Consider the following 17,541-nt stretch of genomic DNA (forward strand, 5'->3'; position numbering starts at 1 on the left):
TCCATCCGATATCCTCCTGACCGCGCGGCCTTTACCATCACGACGAGTGCCGCACGCGTGGACTCGGGCGAGCAAAAGGGGGGCTGGTGGAACTCCGGGACATCGAGATCTTCCTGACTCTCGCGGAGGAATTGCATTTCGGGCGCACGGCCGAACGGTTGCACGTGTCGACGGCCCGGGTGAGCCAGGCGATCAAGAAGCAGGAGCGCGCCGTCGGGGCGGATCTGTTCGAACGCACCAGTCGCAGTGTGCGATTGACCGTCGTCGGGGAGCAGCTGCGGCGCGACCTGCGGCCGCTGTTTCACGGAATGCACGAGAGTATGCAGCGAGCGCGGCTGGCGGCGCGCGGCAAGACCGGCGTGCTGCGGGTGGGCGCCACCAATTCGAACAACTTCGAGCTGCGGCCCTTCTGGGAGGCGTTCCGCAGCCGATATCCGCAGTGGGATCTGACGCTGCACTTCGTGAACTTCGTGCAGCCGTTCGTCGGACTGCGCAACGGCGAGATCGATGTGCTGTTGACGTGGCTGCCGATCGAGGAGCCCGATCTCACCGTCGGACCCATCGTGTTCACCGAGGGCCGCCACCTCATCACCGCGCTGGACAATGAACTGGCACAGGAGAAGTCGGTATCCTTCGAGGTGCTGGCCAATCACCTCACGCCCACCGCGGGTCCCGCCGCACCCGACTACTGGGAAGACTCGCTGATCCCGTTCTACACCCCGCGGGGCAGGCCCCTGGAGAAGGCCGTCACCGTCACCAGCAGCGAGCAGATCCTCAACGAGGCCGCCCAGGGCCGTATTCTGCACGCGAACCCGAGGCATGTGGCCCGCTTCAACTTCCGGCCCGACCTCGCCTACGTGCCCATCCACGATCTGCCCGATCTGCGCTTCGGCCTGGTCTGGCGTTCGGAGGCCGAGGACGAGCGTATTCGGGCGCTCGCGGCCGTCGTCAGGGATGTCGGCACCGCGCGACTGTGAACGTCAACCCGGATCGTAAACCTCTGGGTTAATCGGCCTTTCGATCTTCGGCATTGTTCCTACCTGCGAAAACGCAGATTCTGAGTGAGGCCGCCCGGTTCGGGCGGGACATCACACAGGAGGGCCCGATGGCATGAAGATCCTCGGCGCGGAGATCACCCTGACCGTCACCGACCCCACGGAATCCAGCCGGTTCTTCTGCACCCACCTCGGCTTCCGGGAGTCGATGGCGGGCGCGGAGTTCGTCTGTCTCGAACGCGACGACGCCGACGTGACGATCGTGCTGGCACGCCGCGATCCGGAAATGCCGCCGCCGGTGGCGGGACCCGGACCGACCGGGGTGCTGGTCTCGTTCGACGTCGCCGACCTCGCCGCCGAACAGCACCGGTTGCTGGACGAGGGCGCCGCCCTCGCCGCACCCCTGCACCGCGAACCCGCCGGCCGCTGGCTGCTGCGGCTGACCGATCCCAACCGGGTGGAGGTGCAGCTGACGCAATGGGCGCCACCCGCCGGACTCTGACGAAAACCACTGCTCGAGAGACGAATTCGATGAAACACACTGCTCCGGACGCCGCCGTCACGGCCGCGCCGGCCCGCGATCCCAGACGCTGGTGGATCCTCGGCGCGCTGTGCCTGACCACCCTCATCCTCATTGTCGACAATATGGCCCTGTCGGTGGCGGTGCCCGCCCTCGCCGGGGACCTGCACGCCAGCGCCCAGCAGATCCAGTGGATCCTGGACTCCTACATGCTGGTGTTCGCCGGTCTGCTGCTCACCTCGGGCAGCCTCTCGGATCGGTTCGGGCGCAAGCGAATCATGGTCATCGGCCTGACCCTGTTCGGTGCGGCCTCACTGGTCGCGACCATTGCCGCCGACCCCGCCGAGTTGATCGCCGCCCGCGTGGTGATGGGCGCCGGCGGCGCGCTGATCATGCCGGCCGCCCTGTCCATCATGCTCAACCTCTTCGACGCCGAGGAGCGCCACCAGGCGATGTCCGCGGCCGGCGCGGTGGGCATGCTCGGACTCATCGGCAGCCCCGTGCTCGGCGGCGTGCTGATCGACCAGTTCTGGTGGGGCGCGGTCTTTCTCATCAATATCCCGATCGTGATCATCGCGCTGGTCGCGACGCTGACGCTGGTGCCCGAATCCCGCGGCCCGTGGCGGCGGCCCGATCCGATCGGCGCGATCGCGTCGGTGGTCGGCATGGTCGCGCTGATCTGGACCATCATCGAATTGCCCAGGGGCGGACTGCATCACGGCAGCACGGTGGCCGCGCTGGTGATCGCGATCGTCAGCCTGATCGCGTTCCTGGTGTGGGAGTCGCGCATCGACCATCCGATGGTGCCGCTGCGGCTGTTCCGCGACCGCGATTTCGCCGGCGGCAGCATCGCGCTCACGCTGGTGCAGATCGGCAATGGCGGGCTGCTGCTGGTGCTCACCCAGTACCTGCAGTTCGGACTCGGCTATTCCCCGTTGAAGGCCGGAATCGCGTTCCTGCCCATGGCCTTCGCGGCACTGGTCGGCAATGCCGCCGGTGCGGGACTGGGCAGCAAGGTCGGTCCCCGCATGCTGGCCGTGGTCGGCATGCTCGTCATGGCGGGCGGCGCGCTGATGCTGGCCGGCCTGACCGCCGACAGCGGTATCGGCATGATCTCCCTCGCGCTGGTGGTGCTCGGCGTCGGCGGCGGCATGGCCAGCCCCGCGGCGGTCACCGCCATCCTCGGCGCGGTGCCGCCGGAGCAGGCGGGCGTCGGCTCGGCGCTCAACGACACCATTCAGCAGGCGGGCGCGGCGCTGGGCGTCGCGGTGCTGGGCAGCATCCTCACCACCGCCTACGGCCACAAGATGCCCGACTCGGCGTCGGCCACCGCCCGCAAGTCCATCGGCGACGCGCTCGCCGAGGCGGCCCACGGCGGCGACAGCGGGCTCGTGCACACCGCGCGGGAAGCCTTCGCGGGGGCCATGTCGGTGACCTTCGGCATCAGCGCGCTCGGCGTGCTGGCCGCGGCCATCCTCGCGCTGCTGACACTGCGCGGCACCCGGCCCGGCCAGGTGTCAGCCCCGTATCAGGGCGATATCAGCGCGGCTGACCACAGTGAATCCCGTAACGACGTCAGCGATTCCGACGTCAGCGACTCCAGCGTCCGGGTTGCCACCGCGACCGTGGCCGTCGAATAGAAAAGGAAATCCAATGTTCGCTCTACTCGGGCGCATTGCCGTCAACCATCCGTGGAAGGTGATAGCGCTGTGGCTGCTCGCCGCCATCGCGGTGGTCGGCCTCGCGCCGAAGCTCACCCCCACCACCGACCAATCCGCCTTCCTGCCTTCGCATTACGAATCCATCCAGGCGATGAACCTGCAGCAGCAGTTCTTCCCCGACGATTCGACGCCCGCCGCGCTGATCGTGGTGGAGCGCAGCGACGGAGCCGCGCTCACCGCGGACGACGCGGCCACCACCGCCGCCGTCGCCCATGACCTCGGCGGCCTGAACATCAAGGGCGTCACCGGAATTCAGGCCACTCCCCCGTCGGAGAACCGCTTGATCCAGGTCATCGCGGTGCAGATGACCAAGGTCAGCGACCCCAATGACAAGCTGCAGACCGACGCGGTGAAGAAGCTGCGCGACGAACTGAAGCACAAGGTCGACGGCACCGAGCTGAAGGCCGGCGTCACCGGCACCGCGGCGCAGACCCTCGACCAGACCGACTCCGCCGCCAAGGGCATGGCCATCATCGGCATCGCCACGGTCGTGCTGATCCTGGTGCTGCTGCTGATCATCTTCCGCAGCCCGGTCATCGCGCTGCTGCCGATCGTCACCATCGGCGCGGTCTCCAGCACCGTCGGCGGTCTGATCGCCATGGTGGCCAAGGCCTTCGACCTGAAGGTGGACAGCTCGGTCAGCTCGCTGCTGACGGTCGTGCTGTTCGGCGTCGGCACCGACTACATCCTGTTCCTGATGTTCCGCTACCGGGAACGCCTGCGCGCCGGTGAGGATCCCAAGACCGCCATGATCAGCGCGGTGACCCGGGTCGGCGAGGCCATCACCTCGGCCGCGGGTGCGGTGATCATCGCGTTCATGGCGCTCACGCTGTCCACCCTCGGCATGTTCCGGGCGCTGGGTCCGGCCCTGGCCATCGCCGTGGCGGTGACCGCGCTGGCGGGGCTGACCCTGGTTCCGGCGATCGTTTCCAAGCTGGGCACCAAGGTGTTCTGGCCGTCCAAGGCCTGGCAGCGCGAACCGCGCAGCCTGCTGTTCGCGGCGCTCGGCCGCGGGCTCGGGCGGCGGCCCGGCGTCTTCGCCGTCGCCTCCGGTGCGGTGCTGGTGGCCCTGAGCATCGCCGGGTTCGGCTTCCACCCCACCTTCGACATGAGCTCCGGATCCACCAGCGATACGGCCGAATCCTCGGTCTACGGCAAGGAATTGCTCAAGGGCATGCCCGCCGGCGCGACCCAGCCGTCGCTGGTCTACCTGCGCTCGGACGCCCCGCTGGACCAGGCCCAACTGGGTGCGTACCGGCAGGCGCTGGCGGCCGCCACCGGGGTGGGCGAGGTCGCATCGCCGCGGCTGTCCGCCAATGGCGACGTCGCCGAATATCAGGTGACGCTGACCGATCAGCCGGAATCCGACGCGGCCCTCGCCACGGTCCGCGGTCCGCTGCGCGATGTCGCGCATCAGGCCGCCCCGGCCGGAACCGTCTCCTACGTCGGCGGTTTGACCTCGGTCTTCGTCGACTTCAAGGCCGCCATGGAACACGACTACAAGGTGGTCTTCCCGGTGGCCGCGCTGCTCATCGCCGTGGTGCTGGCGCTGCTGCTGCGCAGTGTCGTCGCACCCTGGTACCTGATGGCGTCGGTCGGCCTCGGCTTCGCGGCCACCCTCGGCGCGGCGGTGCTGGTTTTCCAGCGGGCACAGGGCAATTCGGGGCTGATCTTCTCGCTGCCGGTGATCATGTACATGTTCGTGGTGGCGCTGGGCACCGACTACAACATCCTGATGGTGGCCCGGCTGCGCGAGGAATCCAAGCAGGGCAACGATCCTCGCACCGCGGCGGCGCTGAGCCTGCGCCACACCGGCCCCACCATCGCGGCCGCCGGCGTCATCCTGGCCGGCACCTTCGCCTCGATGATGCTGGCGGGCAACACCGTCATGTCCCAGATGGGCTTCGCCATCTCCGTCGGCATCGCCATCTCGGCCTTCGTCATGGCCATGTTCTTCACCCCGGCCCTGACCGCCCTGCTGGGCCGCCGCGCCTGGTGGCCGAGCCGCACCGGCCGCGACGCCGACCGGCCCGACGACTCGGACTGGTACGACGAATCCGGCTGGCAAACAACACAACACACCTATAGCCGGTAATCAGGACACCGGAGCCAGGACCCGGGTGCGGCCATCGGACCGCACCCGGGTTCTCGGCGTCCGCACTTGCCGCACCGGCCGCACGGCCTTCGACACCGACCCGGATGATGGACGCATGCTTCCCACCGACCATTTGGAGCGGGCCGACAGTCGGCCGGCCGTGATCGATACGCCGCTCGGCATCGTCGGGTTCTCCGTCACGCTCGGCGGGGAGGTGTTGCCGGCCGCCCCGGATACCGTGTGGCGCTTGCCGAACGGGGCGCGGCTGCAGCGCTGGCGACGCGACAGCGCGACCGTCGATCTGCTGATCGGGAGCATCGACATGCCGGCCTGGGACGGCGGCGCGGCGGTGCCGATGTGGGCGGCCATCTGGCAGGTGTCGGCGCGGGCCGCGGTGCCGGGGCTGATCGTCGCGGCCGAGGTGACCGATCTGCCCGCCGACGCGCGCGGCGGGCCCGACTCCGGCGAATGCCTCGCCGCCGTGAGCGTGGAGAACGAGCGCTTCATGGTGTCGGTCGGCGGGGCGGACACCGAACTGCTGGCCATGCAGGCCGCCGACGGGCGGCTGCTGCCCGCCGACTGGGCCGACCTGCTGCCCGCCGACGGAGACGACTCGGTGTCCGAATACGGTGTGCGCTACCACGATCCGGCCCGGGTGGCCTGGCATCTGCCCGCGCTGGCCACCTCGGAGATCGCCCGGCTGTGCATCGCCACCGCCTGGTGCCCGCGCGATGACGACCGGCCCGCTGCCTGGTTCGCCGTCGACATACCGCTCGATACCGCGTACCTGCACCTCACCGCCGGGCACTGACGCCCGCGGAGGCGCGTCAGACGAGGTGCTTGCGCAGGAATTCCGCGATCTGCTCGACGGCCGCCGCGGCCTCGGGGGTCTCGCGCATGGCCTGATAGACGTGCGGCAGGCCCTCGCCGGCCTCCAATGTCACCTCCACGCCCGCCGAGCGCGCGGCATCCGCGAAGCGCTCGGAATCACTGAGGATCAACTCGGCCGTACCGACCTGGATCAGCAGCGGCGGCAGCGCGGTGGGGTCGCCGAAAAGTGGTGAGGCCGAAGGCTGGAGGGGATCCGCACCGCCCAGGTAGCCGGCGTAGATGCCCTTCAGCATGCCGGGGGTGAAGATCGGGTCCTGGCCCTCGCGCTCGGTCATGGACGCGCCCGAACCGGTCAGATCCAGCACCGGCGAGATCAGCACCGCCGCGGCGGGCAGGTCCGCACCGGCGTCGCGCAACTCCAGCATCAGGGCGGTGAGGAGATTGCCGCCCGCCGAATCACCCGCCAGCGCAATCGAACTCGCGGGCAGGCCCTGATCCTCGCGCAGCCAGCGCCAGATCGCGCGCACGTCGTCCAGCGCCGCCGGATACACGTGCTCGGGCGACAAACGGTACTCCGGGAACAGCACCCGCACCCCGGCCGCGCGACCCGCCCGGGCCGCCAGCTCGCCGTGGCTGGCCAGCGATCCCAGCGTGAAACCGCCGCCGTGCAGGAAGACCAGCACCCGCTCCGGCGCGGCGCCCGGCGCGTCCAGCCAGTGCGACGGGACACCGCCGGCCGAAACCTCGCTCACCCGAACATCATCGGGGAGGTCGTAGCGCTTGCCGGCGGGCAGGAAGTTCGCGCGCAGGTCTGCGAGCGCGGGCGGCGTGGCGGGCCGGGCGGCCCTGCGCTGCTCGAACAGCTCGATGAACTCGCGCATCTGCGGACTCGGCATGGGATTCCCCTTCGTTTCCAGACTTATCGGTCTCGAATCGTGAACTCGGGACGATCCGGAAATGTTCCGGCCAGCGCCCCCGAAACCAGCACGACCCCGGTCACCGGACCGGGGTCGTGCCAGACAATCGTGAAAAGCCAAGGGGCTCAGGCGTTGCCGTTGGCGGCTTCAGGTTTGGAGCCGTTGGCGGCCTCGGGTTTGGAACCGTTCGCCTCCGGCTCGTCGGCGTCCTCGTGGGCGATGACACCGCGCTCGGTGCCCTCGTCCGCCTCCTGATCCGGCTCCGGATGCTCCGGGGAGAACTCCGCGGGCAGCCGCTTGATGTGCTTGTTCATATTGATGATGAGCAGGATGGTGCCCGCCAGCAGCACCAGCACGATGACCAGGCCCAGCGGGGAGGCCTTGCCGAACTCGGGTCCGGTCGGCGAATTCGTGCCCTGGGCGAGCAGCATGAGCGTCATCGGTCGGCGTCCTCGGTGTCGGCGTCGTCGATCCCGGCGAACAGATCGGTCTCCGGGATGGCGGTCCGCACCCGGGTCTTGGCCAGCTCGTATTCCTCGGTCGGCCACAGCCGCTGCTGCATCTCCAGCGGCACCGCGAAGAACGCGCCGTTGGGGTCGATCTGGGTGGCGTGGGCGCGCAGGGCGTCATCACGCTGCGGGAAGTACTTGGCGCACTCGATCTGGGTGGTGACCCGGCCCATGATGTCGCCGCGCTCGGCGGCGTACTTGCGCATGCGGTCCATCCACTCCTGCATGGGGAACGGCTGGCCGATGCGGGCGTACTCGTCGGCGAACACCTCGAGGCGGGTGAGGCTGAAGCCGTGGTTGTAGTACAGCTTCAACGGCTGCCACGGCTCGCCCGCGTCGGGGAACCGGTCCGGGTCCCCCGCCGCCTCGAAGGCCGCGACCGAAACCTTGTGGCACATGATGTGATCCGGATGCGGGTAGCCGCCCTGCTCGTCATAGGTGGTCATGACGTGCGGGCGGAACTTGCGCACCACGCGCACCAGCGCCTCGGTGGCCTCCTCCAGCGGCACCAGCGCGAAGCAGCCCGCCGGCAGCGGCGGCAGCGGATCGCCTTCGGGCAGACCGGAATCCACGAAACCCAGCCAGGTCTGCTCGACGCCCAGCGCCTCGGCGGCGGCGGCCATCTCCTCGCGGCGGACCTCGGTGATGCGGTCCTTGACGCCGGGGGTGTCCATGGCGGGATTGAGGATGTCGCCGCGCTCCCCGCCCGTGAGGGTGACGACCAGCACCTCGTTGCCTTCCGCGGCATAGCGCGCCGTGGTGGCCGCGCCCTTGCTGGATTCGTCGTCCGGATGAGCGTGTACCGCCATGAGGCGAAGGCCACTCACTTCTCGTTCACCTCACCGATCACGTTTTTCACCTCGTAGCTAATCAGCCGAGTCCAGGCAGGGACGCCAGATATGCATTCCCTATAGTTCCATCCGATCGATGTTTGTTCCGACCTACCCCCCGGGAGCGTCCCCGACATGAGTGAAAGACCGGCCGACCGGTACGGGATCGCCCCCAAGAAACAGCGTCGCTGGCTGCCCTGGGCGCTCGGCGCGATCGTCATCGCCGCCGGTCTGGGCGTTTCCTACCTCGGCTACCGCACCTACGGTCCGCAGGACATCGAACCCGACCGCATCGGGTACAGCATCATCGACGACTCGACCGTCAGCGTGGACTTCAAGGTGACCCGCAAGGATCCGGGCACCCCGGTCGTTTGCTTCGTGCGTGCCATGGACGGCGACACCGACGAGGTCGGCCGTCGCGAAATCCTGGTTCCCGCCTCCGATTCCGGCACCGTCCGGGTCGTCACCGAGATCAAGACCACCCGCCGCGCCGGCGCGGGCAATGTCTACGGCTGCTCCGACCATGTGCCGGCCTACCTGCGCGCCGGGTGAAAAGTCCGGTAAGCGACCCGCTTTGACGCTTCTACCTGCGCCTTTCCGAATCGTGCTAAAATGACGCGATACACGGTTCCGGAGTTCGGAGCCGTGTTTGCTGCATTGACGGCCGGCGCTGTCGGGACTCTCCCCAGGGATCGCTCTGGCTGTCCACTGCTGCTGTGTGCCCACCCTCGGGTGGGTTTCAGCGGCGGGCATCAGGGAATCCCGGCTTGCCGGGGACAACTACTAGGGAGTGATCGAGATGACTGAGACCGTGACTTGGCTGACACCGGAGTCGCACGAGAGGCTCACGAGCGAACTCGGCGCGCTCATCGCCAACCGTCCCGTCATCGCGGCCGAAATCAACGAGCGCCGTGAAGAGGGCGACCTCAAGGAAAACGGCGGTTACCACGCGGCGCGTGAGGAGCAGGGCCAGCAGGAGGCGCGCATTCGCCAGCTGCAGGAACTGCTGAACAACGCCAAGGTCGGCGTCGCGCCCACCAAGTCCGGTGTCGCCCTGCCCGGCTCGGTCGTCAAGGTCTACTACGACGGCGACGAATCCGACACCGAAACCTTCCTCATCGCCACCCGCGAAGAGGGCCTCGGCAGCGCCGACCTCGAGACCTACTCCCCCAACTCCCCGTTGGGCGGCGCCCTCATCAACGCCAAGGTCGGCGAAACGCGCGAATACCAGCTGCCCAACGGCAACCTCATGAAGGTGACCCTGGTCTCCGCCGAGCCGTACCACAGCTAAGGACCTCCCGTCGCGCAACGGCCCCGGTCCCAGACCGGGGCCGTTCCGCTAAACAGAGGACCAACCGGTCGCGATACAACGAAGCGCCGCACCAAGCCATGGTGCGGCGCTTCTCGTTCACCCACAAGCCCCGCCTTTCGCCCTGCCGAACCTCATGGCTGGCGCACGCCAAACTCGACCTCGAAAGCGAGCTGATCGCGGGCGAGGACTCTGGCCCGAGCTTTGCCTGCCCAATAACGAAGCGCCGCACCAAGTCTGGTGCGGCGCGTCGTCTTTCTAGACCTCAGCGACTGGGTGTCAGGGCGAAGCCCCGGCGCCCCAGGGGGTTCGGGGTGCAGCCCGGTGCTCCTGGGGGTTCGGGGTGCAGCCCGGTGCTCCTGGGGGTTCGGGGTGCAGCCCGGTGCTCCTGGGGTTCGCGGTGCAGCCCGGTGCTCCTGGGGGTTCGGGGCGGCGCCCCGCCACTCCATGGGTTCGGGGCGGCGCCCCGGCACTCCGCGGGTTCAGGGCGGTGCCCCGGCGCTCCTGGGGTCAGGGGCGGAGCCCCGGTGCTTTTGGGGGTTCGGGGGCGAAGCCCCTGAGAGCTCCTGAGAGTTAGGACAAGGCGCGCTCGATGTCGGCGAGGAGGTCGCTGATGTCTTCGATGCCTACCGAGAGGCGGACCAGGTCGGCGGGGACCTCGAGGGCGGAGCCGGCGGTGGAGGCGTGGGTCATGGCGCCGGGGTGCTCGATGAGGGATTCCACGCCGCCGAGGGATTCGGCGAGGGTGAAGATCTTGGTCTTGGCGCAGAAGTCGAGGGCCGCTTCCTTGCCGCCGTGCACGCGCACCGAGATCATGCCGCCGAAGCGCCGCATCTGCTTCTGGGCGACGGTGTGGCCCGGGTGCTCGGGCAGGCCGGGGTAGATGACCTGCGCGATCTTCGGGTGATTGGCCAGGAATTCGGCGATGGTCTCGGCATTGTCGCAATGCCGGTCCATGCGCAGGCCCAGGGTCTTGATGCCGCGCATGGTGAGGAAGGCGTCCATCGGCCCCGGCACCGCGCCCGCGCCGTTCTGCAGGAACGCGAACTTGGCGTCGAGTTCCTGATCGTTGGTGACGAGCGCGCCGCCGACGACGTCGGAGTGGCCGCCCACGTACTTGGTGGTCGAGTGCAGCACGATGTCCGCGCCCAGCAGCAGCGGCTGCTGCAGGTACGGCGAGGCGAAGGTGTTGTCCACCACCAGTTTCGCGCCGCCCGAGTGCGCGACATCGGCCAGCGCCGCGATATCGCCGATGTTCAGCAGCGGGTTGGTGGGCGTCTCGACCCACACCAGCTTGGTGTTGGGCCGCATGGCCGCGGCCACCGCGTCCACGTCCGACACCGGCGCGACCGAGTACTCGATCCCCCACTGGGTGAACACCTTGTCGATGAGCCGGAAGGTGCCGCCGTACGCGTCGTTCGGAATCACCAGGTGGTCACCGGGGCGCAGGTTGGCGCGCAGCGCGCAGTCGGTCGCCGCCATGCCCGAGGCGAAAGCCCGCCCGTACGTACCGGATTCGAGCGCCGCGAGATTGGCCTCCAGCGCCGTCCGGGTCGGGTTGCCGGTGCGCGCGTACTCGTAACCCCCGCGCATCCCGCCGACCCCGTCCTGGGCGAACGTCGAACTCGCGTAGATCGGCACGTTCACCGCACCGGTCTGAGGGTCCGGATCGAACCCGGCGTGCACCGCCCGTGTGGAGAAACCCAGCTGATCGCTCATGCGAACAGCCTAAGGAAGCTGCCGATTCGCCCCGCCCCCGGGGCACACCCATACATCCGCCCGATTCGCCCCCGCCCCCGGGCACGCCCACACACCCGCCCGATTCGCCGCCGCCCCCGGGCACGCCCACACACCCGCCCGATTTGCCCCGCCCCCGGGCACGCCCACACACCCGCCCGATCCGCGACCGTCGCACGGGTCCACCCGGCGCGGCGTTGTCGGCGCGGCGGAGGCGGTTCTAGGGTGGGCTGATGGTGACCGTGGACGAGTTGTTCGCTATCGATTCCCTGCTCGGTGACGAGGAGCGCGCCATCCGCGACACCGTGCGCGCCTTCGCGAACGAGCGGCTGCGGCCGCACGTGGCCGACTGGTTCGAGGCGGGCACGTTCCCGGCCCGGGAACTGGCTCCGGAACTGGGCAAGCTCGGCCTGCTGGGCATGCATCTGGAGGGCTACGGCTGCGCGGGGACCTCGGCCACCGCCTACGGGCTGGCCTGCCTCGAACTCGAGGCGGTGGATTCCGGTGTGCGCAGCATGGTTTCGGTGCAGGGCTCGCTGGCGATGACGGCCATCCACAAGTACGGCTCCGAAGAGCAGAAGCAGCACTGGCTGCCGGAGATGGCGGCCGGGCGGGCGATCGGCTGCTTCGGGTTGACCGAACCGGACTTCGGATCCAACCCGGGCGGAATGCGGACTCGGGCCCGCCGCGACGGCGACGACTGGATCCTGGACGGCGCCAAGATGTGGATCACCAACGGCTCCGTGGCGGACGTGGCGATCGTGTGGGCGCAGTCGCGCGAGGGCGAGCGGGACGTGATCCGCGGATTCGTGGTACCCACGGACACACCGGGTTTCAGCGCGCGCGAGATGAAACACAAACTGTCGCTGCGGGCTTCGATCACCGCCGAACTGTCGCTGGACGGGGTGCGGCTGCCCGCGGACGCACAGTTGCCGCAGGCGCGCGGACTGGCCGCGCCGCTGGGCTGCCTGTCGGAGGCCCGCTTCGGAATCATCTTCGGCGCCCTCGGCGCCGCCCGCGATTGTCTTTCCGCCGCAATCGATTACGCGCGCACCCGGGAAGTCTTCGACAAGCCGCTGGCGGCGTATCAGCTGACCCAGGCCAAGCTGGCCGATATGGCGCTGGAGCTCGGCAAGGGCCAGCTGCTGGCCGTCCACCTGGGCCGGATGAAGGACCGGCACGCGATCAGCAACGAGCAGATCAGCGCCGGCAAACTCAACAGCACCCGCGAGGCGCTCGAGATCGCGCGCCAGTGCCGGACCATTCTGGGCGCGAACGGCATCACGCTCGAGTACCCGGTGCTGCGGCATGCCAACAATCTCGAATCGGTCCTCACCTACGAGGGCACCGCGGAGGTGCATCAGCTGGTGCTGGGCGAGGCGCTCACCGGGTCGAAAGCCTTCCGCTGACCAGCGGTTCGGAGACCTCCGGCCTGCGTGATATCTCACAGCGGGTCCGCCGCGCAGCGGCCGATTGTTAGCATCACCGGGTGTTTGTGCCCGGCTCCGCTCTGCTCGTCGTCTCGGCGCGTAAGACCCTCAACCGCCTGCAGCGCACCCACGGAGCCCCCGCCGCCGAAGCCGCGGCCCTGTTCCCGGGTGTGAGCGCGGCGATCGACCAGCATGCCGCGGCCGTCCGCGACATTCTCGAGCTGGGCGTCGAGAACTCCAGCCTGGTTCCGGTCAGCGTCCTGCTCGCCGGCTACGCCCGCGGCATCATGGAAGATCTTCGCGACGCGGACGCCGAGTTCCCGCTCTCGCTGCTGGACTGGCAGGACGCCGACTGGTCGCATCTGCGGCTGGCCGCGGTCTGCACCCTGGCTCGCGCCTCCTGAAGAAGAAACGCCCGCCGCGGAATCCGCGACGGGCGTTCTCGTCTAGATCATTCCACCGGGCTGACCCGGATCCTGCCCGGGCCGCCGGCCACCCGGCGACTGCTGTCCCGGAGGCATCGGATGCCCGCCCTGCTCCGGCTGCTTCCCCTGCCGTGGCGGCATCTGCCCGTGCTGCGGCGGCATCTGTTCGTACCCGCCCTGCTGCTCGTATCCGCCCTGCTGCCCATATCCGGACTGCCCGTAACCCGTGCGGCCCTCGGGCTCGGCCCATTTGCCCGGAGGCATCTGGCCCGTTCCGGGAGCGGCCATCATGGGCTGCCCCATCATTGCCCCGCGCTGCGCCATCGCCGCCTCCTGCGCCTGCCGCTGCCGGGCCGCGTCCTCACGCCCGCGCTGATACGCCTGCGCGTGCCCCTTCACCTCCGGCATCTCGCCCTCGATGGTGTCGAGCCAGCCCTCCCAGCGCTGCTGCATGGGCCGGATCAGACCGCCGCCGAAGCCGACGATGAGCACACCGGCGATGGTCGCCAGCACGGTGATGAGAATCGGCATGGTGACCGAGGTCGCGACACCGATCTGATTGAGCGCCGCGATGATGCCGATGCCCCAGATGAACACTGCCGCAATGCGTCCCAGCATGCGACCGTATTCCAGTCCGCCCAGCATGCTCGACACCATGTCCTGCACGACGCGCGCGATCGCGCCCGCCACGCAGACGATGACGATGCCGACCGCCAGCCGCGGCAGCCAGGCCACGATGCCGTTCAGCATGGTGGACACCGGGTTCGGGCCGAAGACACCGAAACCCAGTTGCAATGTGATCAAAAGGACCGCGTAGTACGCCAGTTTGGCGATGAGTTCGGTGGCGTCGTAGCGGCCCCGGGCAAGCATGTCCTTGATCCCGCCGCGCTCGACGAGCCGATCGAAGCCGACCCGGTTCAGAATGCGAGTCACCAGCTTCGCCACGATCTTGGCCACGAGCCAGCCGATGAGCAGGATCGCGAGGAAACCGACGAACTTGGGTACCCACGTGGCGATGGAACTCCACGCGTTCGAGATGCCCTGCTGGAAATCGATAGCCAAACTCGAGGTGTGCATATGACCCCGTCCCTTCGCTATCTGTTCCGGCCGAGTGCCGGAAACTGCTCCACGGGGTCGTTATACCCTGTTCGATCTTCGAATTCGGGCGTTTGCGAAAGTGTTGCCAAATCGAATGCTATCGATTTGCCGACCTTCGGAAAGCCGTGATGGCCCACCCCTCATCAGGTAGGCCATCACGGTGTGCGTCCGGTTCTCGCAGAATCGGATCAGTAGGCGCTCGAGACGTTGTCCATCGAGCCGTAGCGGTGCGCCGCGTAGTTGCAGGCGGCCACGATATTGGCGACCGGGTCCCAGATATTCGTGGAGGTGCCGTCGACGTGGTAGGCGTTGAAGGTCGGATCGATCACCTGCAGCAGGCCCTTGGACGGGATGCCCATGGCCGCGTTCGAGTCGTACAGGTTGATCGCCTGCGGGTTGCCACTGGATTCGCGCAGGATGTTGCGCAGAATGCCGTCGTAGCTGCCCGGGATGCCGCGCTGGGACATGATGTCCAGCGCCTGGCGGATCCAGCCGTCGAGGTTGTCCGCGTAGACCGGGGCGGGCGCCGGAGCGGGCGCGGGCGCCGGCATGGGCGCCGGGGCCGGAGCGACGGCCGGGGCCGGCGCGGGCGCGGCCGGCGCGGGCTGCTCGTTGGCCGGTGCGACGGGGGCCGCGGCAGCCAGGGTCTCCTTCAGCGCGGCGGGCTCGACATCGCCATTGGCGGAGCCGGCGGCGGTGATGATGGAGCCGAAGACGCCCAGGGCGAGCGCGGCGGTGCCGACCGTACGAGCGGCGGCGATGACCTTGCCACGTCTAGCGGGGTCACTGAGAGCAGTCATAACATTCGTCCTGTTCGGTTTCGGGCCCGTGGGCCTGAAGAAGGCAGCGCTCGGCTGGGCGGCGTCTCCCGACGCTCACCGGCGCACTGCGGGCGGTTGTGGTTGCTGTTTTGTGAAACCCATTACGGGTCAATGGAATTGGCGCGCTACACGTCAATGGAGTTGACGGTTCGCACGGAGAGCAGCGGAGCCTTGCGCGGCCTCCCGGCCGCCGGGCCTCATCGCACCGGTGTGGTGATCACGTTCCGCATGTGTGTTCACATCTCCTTGCGCCATTCAGACTCACGGTCTGTTTCCGACAAGGTCACAGCTTGATTGCGCATAGTTAACACAGTCTGAACCAAAAGTGAACACACGGTGAACCGACCCGAGTGATAGCTTCGGGACCTGCATTAATACAAGCGCTGACCTGGTCATTCAATTCGAAACACAAAGTGTTTCAGATCACAGAAGAATTTAGCCCCAAGATCGCGATATACAACTGTTTGCCCGATTTCCCGACGATTCATCGGCGTTTCGCATTCGAAAAGCAGCCACCCGGTAAATCACATTCGTTATCTCAAATCACATTAGTCACATTTGTCACAGACAATAACGTGATCGTGATGTCGGGCGACCGGATTCGGGCTGTAACCCCGGGACGTATCTCCGAATGTCTCCCGCCGCCCAGCCGAAACCGAGTCGAGATGTCCTTGCTCACAGACGTTTTCGCCGTTTCCCGCCGCAACCTGATCGCCGTGCCGGTGTTGTTCGCGGGCACCGCCGTCGCGCTCGCGCTCGGTCTCGCCGGCACCCACCTGTGGCCCGGTACCCAACCCCTGCCCACCTGGGGATTCTCCGCCCCGCAGAGCTTCAAGGCGTACCTGAGCAGCGCCGTGCTGGTGCTGATCGCGGGCCAGCTGCTGACCGCCGTCTGGATCTACCGCTTCCACGCACCCCGGCCGGTGCGCGTGTTTCACCGGCTCTCCGGCGCGCTGGCGTTCCTGCTGAGCCTGCCGGTGGCCTTCTACTGCCTCTACAGCTTCGGCTTCCAATACGGCACCGGCACCACCGCGCGGGTCATGGCGCACTCCGTCGCGGGCGTGGTGTTCTACGGGGCGTTCGTGTCGAAGATGCTCACGCTGCGGATCGGACGCGCCCCGGGCTGGCTGCTGCCGGTGCTGGGCGGCCTGGTGTTCACGAGCTTCGTGCTGGCGTGGCTGCTGGCGGCGTTCTGGTGGTTTCGTACCGTCGGATTCGCGAGATGAGCAGGGGCAGCAGCGCCATCATGACCAGCAGCCGGATGGTCTGCACGCTGGTGATGAGCGGCAGGTTGGCGTTCATCTTGTCGGCGGTCGCCAGCACGGCGTTGATGCCGCCGGGCGTGGTCGCCAGGTACAGATCCGACATCTCCAGATCCACCAGAGCGGCCAGGCCGAAGGCCATGGCGGCGACCACCGCCGAGAGCGCGAGCACCGCGCCGGTCATGGCCGGCAACATGCGCACCATCTCCTTGACCACGTCGCGAGTGAAGCGGGTGCCCACCTCGAATCCGATCAGCACGAACAGCAAATCCTTGAACAGATGCGTCGGCGCGTAGCCGTGGGTGAGACCCAGCGCGGTGACGACGGCCGCGATCAGCATCGGGCCCAGCAGGGCCGCGTTCGGCAGTCGCAACCACTTGCCGACGCGAATTCCGATGAGGCACAACATGATCGCGATCGAAAGTCCGGCCAGCTGATCACCGCGGCCGACGATCATCCAGTACGGCAGCGAGGGATCGGTGACCGAACCGCCCAGTGCCGCAGGGCGATACGAGAGGCCCTCCTCGGTGTCGAGCAGCGCCGCGATGGCCGGTGCGCTCAACGCGATCAGCGCCACCCGCAGGTATTGCATGAAGGCCACCCGCCGCGCGTCCGCGCCCAGTTCGTCGGCCGCGGCCACCACCGCGGCCGAGCCGCCGGCCAGCAGGCCCAGCGTCGCCGTCGGCAGATCCACCTTGGCGACCCGCGCGAAAACCATTGCCACACCGACACTTACGATCACGGTGGCCGCGGTGACGGCGAGCACCGGCAGCAGCCCCCACCCGATCGAGGTCAGTAGCGACACCTGCAGATAGCTGCCCATCAGCACTCCGAGCAGGCCCTGCACGCCGAGATTCACCTGTCGCGGCAGCGGGGCGGGCAACCGGCCGGCCAAGGCCAGACCGGCGCCGACCACGATGGCGAGGATCATCTGCGGCGCCGGAAAACCGATCCGGTCCAGCAGCGCCGCTCCGCCCAGCACCCCACCCAGCAGCGCGATCCACACGGCCACCTGTCTGGGAGTCATACCTACCGATGGTG

At 68.2% G+C, this 17,541-nt stretch carries 17 protein-coding genes; 10 read left to right on the plus strand and 7 right to left on the minus strand.

Annotation, left to right across the window (positions count from 1 at the left end; all coding sequences use genetic code 11):
• Positions 1–86 precede the first annotated feature (86 nt).
• From D7D52_RS01830 to D7D52_RS01850, 5 genes are all read left to right on the plus strand, one after another.
• Positions 87–977: a LysR family transcriptional regulator gene (locus D7D52_RS01830; RefSeq protein WP_120734759.1), complete on the plus strand. Its 891-nt coding sequence runs from the start codon at positions 87–89 to the stop codon at positions 975–977.
• Positions 978–1,110: 133 nt separating this feature from the next.
• Positions 1,111–1,497, plus strand: coding sequence for a VOC family protein (locus D7D52_RS01835; protein ID WP_120734760.1), 387 nt, complete (start codon positions 1,111–1,113; stop codon positions 1,495–1,497).
• A gap of 29 nt (positions 1,498–1,526) precedes the next feature.
• A complete protein-coding gene (locus tag D7D52_RS01840) occupies positions 1,527–3,155 on the plus strand; it encodes an MFS transporter (protein ID WP_120734761.1) in 1,629 nt (542 codons plus the stop codon).
• Positions 3,156–3,168: 13 nt separating this feature from the next.
• Positions 3,169–5,331: an MMPL family transporter gene (locus D7D52_RS01845; RefSeq protein ID WP_120734762.1), complete on the plus strand. Its 2,163-nt coding sequence runs from the start codon at positions 3,169–3,171 to the stop codon at positions 5,329–5,331.
• Positions 5,332–5,446: 115 nt separating this feature from the next.
• Positions 5,447–6,142: a hypothetical protein gene (locus D7D52_RS01850; RefSeq protein ID WP_162958126.1), complete on the plus strand. Its 696-nt coding sequence runs from the start codon at positions 5,447–5,449 to the stop codon at positions 6,140–6,142.
• 16 nt (positions 6,143–6,158) lie between these two features.
• Here the strand turns inward: D7D52_RS01850 and D7D52_RS01855 are convergent, their stop codons facing one another.
• The 3 genes from D7D52_RS01855 to mca form a co-directional block, all read right to left on the minus strand.
• On the minus strand, positions 6,159–7,058 hold the full coding sequence (locus D7D52_RS01855) for an alpha/beta hydrolase (RefSeq protein WP_120734764.1): 900 nt from the start codon (positions 7,056–7,058) through the stop codon (positions 6,159–6,161).
• A 146-nt stretch (positions 7,059–7,204) separates the two neighbouring features.
• Positions 7,205–7,519 carry a hypothetical protein gene (locus tag D7D52_RS01860; RefSeq protein WP_120734765.1) on the minus strand — a complete coding sequence of 105 codons (315 nt, stop codon included), beginning with the start codon at positions 7,517–7,519 and terminating at the stop codon, positions 7,205–7,207.
• Positions 7,516–8,397, minus strand: coding sequence for a mycothiol conjugate amidase Mca (gene mca, locus D7D52_RS01865; RefSeq protein WP_120734766.1), 882 nt, complete (start codon positions 8,395–8,397; stop codon positions 7,516–7,518). The genes D7D52_RS01860 and mca overlap by 4 nt, the downstream gene beginning before the upstream one ends.
• Before the next feature lie 156 nt (positions 8,398–8,553).
• On the opposite strand from mca, the gene D7D52_RS01870 reads away from it, so the two are divergent.
• Together D7D52_RS01870 and greA are read left to right on the plus strand one after the other, a co-directional pair.
• The gene (locus D7D52_RS01870; RefSeq protein WP_120734767.1) at positions 8,554–8,970 is read left to right on the plus strand and encodes a DUF4307 domain-containing protein; all 417 of its coding nucleotides are present in this window, start codon (positions 8,554–8,556) and stop codon (positions 8,968–8,970) included.
• Between the two features lie 247 nt (positions 8,971–9,217).
• Positions 9,218–9,709: a transcription elongation factor GreA gene (greA, locus tag D7D52_RS01875; protein WP_120734768.1), complete on the plus strand. Its 492-nt coding sequence runs from the start codon at positions 9,218–9,220 to the stop codon at positions 9,707–9,709.
• A gap of 591 nt (positions 9,710–10,300) precedes the next feature.
• Here greA and D7D52_RS01880 read toward each other — a convergent pair.
• Positions 10,301–11,446, minus strand: a complete 1,146-nt coding sequence (locus D7D52_RS01880; protein WP_120734769.1) for a cystathionine gamma-synthase — start codon at positions 11,444–11,446, stop codon at positions 10,301–10,303.
• Positions 11,447–11,697: 251 nt separating this feature from the next.
• On the opposite strand from D7D52_RS01880, the gene D7D52_RS01885 reads away from it, so the two are divergent.
• Both D7D52_RS01885 and D7D52_RS01890 read left to right on the plus strand, forming a co-directional pair.
• Positions 11,698–12,873, plus strand: coding sequence for an acyl-CoA dehydrogenase family protein (locus tag D7D52_RS01885; protein ID WP_120734770.1), 1,176 nt, complete (start codon positions 11,698–11,700; stop codon positions 12,871–12,873).
• A gap of 80 nt (positions 12,874–12,953) precedes the next feature.
• Complete coding sequence (locus tag D7D52_RS01890) at positions 12,954–13,298, plus strand: DUF6401 family natural product biosynthesis protein (protein ID WP_120734771.1); 345 nt, start codon at positions 12,954–12,956, stop codon at positions 13,296–13,298.
• A gap of 42 nt (positions 13,299–13,340) precedes the next feature.
• Here D7D52_RS01890 and D7D52_RS01895 read toward each other — a convergent pair whose 3' ends face one another.
• Both D7D52_RS01895 and D7D52_RS01900 read right to left on the minus strand, forming a co-directional pair.
• The gene (locus tag D7D52_RS01895) at positions 13,341–14,396 is read right to left on the minus strand and encodes a mechanosensitive ion channel family protein (protein WP_120734772.1); all 1,056 of its coding nucleotides are present in this window, start codon (positions 14,394–14,396) and stop codon (positions 13,341–13,343) included.
• Positions 14,397–14,605: 209 nt separating this feature from the next.
• Entirely contained in the window at positions 14,606–15,217 is a 612-nt protein-coding gene (locus D7D52_RS01900) for a transglycosylase SLT domain-containing protein (protein WP_120734773.1), read from the minus strand.
• Positions 15,218–15,903: 686 nt separating this feature from the next.
• On the opposite strand from D7D52_RS01900, the gene D7D52_RS01905 reads away from it, so the two are divergent.
• Positions 15,904–16,464, plus strand: coding sequence for a DUF6529 family protein (locus tag D7D52_RS01905; RefSeq protein WP_120734774.1), 561 nt, complete (start codon positions 15,904–15,906; stop codon positions 16,462–16,464).
• On the opposite strand, the gene D7D52_RS01910 is transcribed toward D7D52_RS01905, so the two are convergent.
• On the minus strand, positions 16,394–17,527 hold the full coding sequence (locus tag D7D52_RS01910) for an AbrB family transcriptional regulator (protein ID WP_120734775.1): 1,134 nt from the start codon (positions 17,525–17,527) through the stop codon (positions 16,394–16,396). The two genes, D7D52_RS01905 and D7D52_RS01910, sit on opposite strands and share 71 nt — an antisense overlap.
• Between the last annotated feature and the right edge of the window lie 14 nt (positions 17,528–17,541).

Origin of the sequence: Nocardia yunnanensis (genome assembly GCF_003626895.1) — a bacterium.
Classification (GTDB): Bacteria; Actinomycetota; Actinomycetes; order Mycobacteriales; family Mycobacteriaceae; genus Nocardia; species Nocardia yunnanensis.

Excerpts from the sequence above, each read along its gene's own strand:
- D7D52_RS01850 (WP_162958126.1), top strand. The coding sequence starts at position 5,447 with ATGCTTCCCACCGACCATTTGGAGCGGGCCGACAGTCGGCCGGCCGTG.
- D7D52_RS01845 (WP_120734762.1), top strand. The coding sequence starts at position 3,169 with ATGTTCGCTCTACTCGGGCGCATTGCCGTCAACCATCCGTGGAAGGTG.
- mca (WP_120734766.1), bottom strand. The coding sequence starts at position 8,397 with ATGGCGGTACACGCTCATCCGGACGACGAATCCAGCAAGGGCGCGGCC.
- D7D52_RS01910 (WP_120734775.1), bottom strand. The coding sequence starts at position 17,527 with ATGACTCCCAGACAGGTGGCCGTGTGGATCGCGCTGCTGGGTGGGGTG.
- D7D52_RS01895 (WP_120734772.1), bottom strand. The coding sequence starts at position 14,396 with ATGCACACCTCGAGTTTGGCTATCGATTTCCAGCAGGGCATCTCGAAC.
- D7D52_RS01855 (WP_120734764.1), bottom strand. The coding sequence starts at position 7,058 with ATGCCGAGTCCGCAGATGCGCGAGTTCATCGAGCTGTTCGAGCAGCGC.
- D7D52_RS01905 (WP_120734774.1), top strand. The coding sequence starts at position 15,904 with ATGTCCTTGCTCACAGACGTTTTCGCCGTTTCCCGCCGCAACCTGATC.
- D7D52_RS01870 (WP_120734767.1), top strand. The coding sequence starts at position 8,554 with ATGAGTGAAAGACCGGCCGACCGGTACGGGATCGCCCCCAAGAAACAG.
- D7D52_RS01840 (WP_120734761.1), top strand. The coding sequence starts at position 1,527 with ATGAAACACACTGCTCCGGACGCCGCCGTCACGGCCGCGCCGGCCCGC.
- greA (WP_120734768.1), top strand. The coding sequence starts at position 9,218 with ATGACTGAGACCGTGACTTGGCTGACACCGGAGTCGCACGAGAGGCTC.
- D7D52_RS01880 (WP_120734769.1), bottom strand. The coding sequence starts at position 11,446 with ATGAGCGATCAGCTGGGTTTCTCCACACGGGCGGTGCACGCCGGGTTC.
- D7D52_RS01900 (WP_120734773.1), bottom strand. The coding sequence starts at position 15,217 with ATGACTGCTCTCAGTGACCCCGCTAGACGTGGCAAGGTCATCGCCGCC.
- D7D52_RS01860 (WP_120734765.1), bottom strand. The coding sequence starts at position 7,519 with ATGACGCTCATGCTGCTCGCCCAGGGCACGAATTCGCCGACCGGACCC.
- D7D52_RS01885 (WP_120734770.1), top strand. The coding sequence starts at position 11,698 with ATGGTGACCGTGGACGAGTTGTTCGCTATCGATTCCCTGCTCGGTGAC.
- D7D52_RS01835 (WP_120734760.1), top strand. The coding sequence starts at position 1,111 with ATGAAGATCCTCGGCGCGGAGATCACCCTGACCGTCACCGACCCCACG.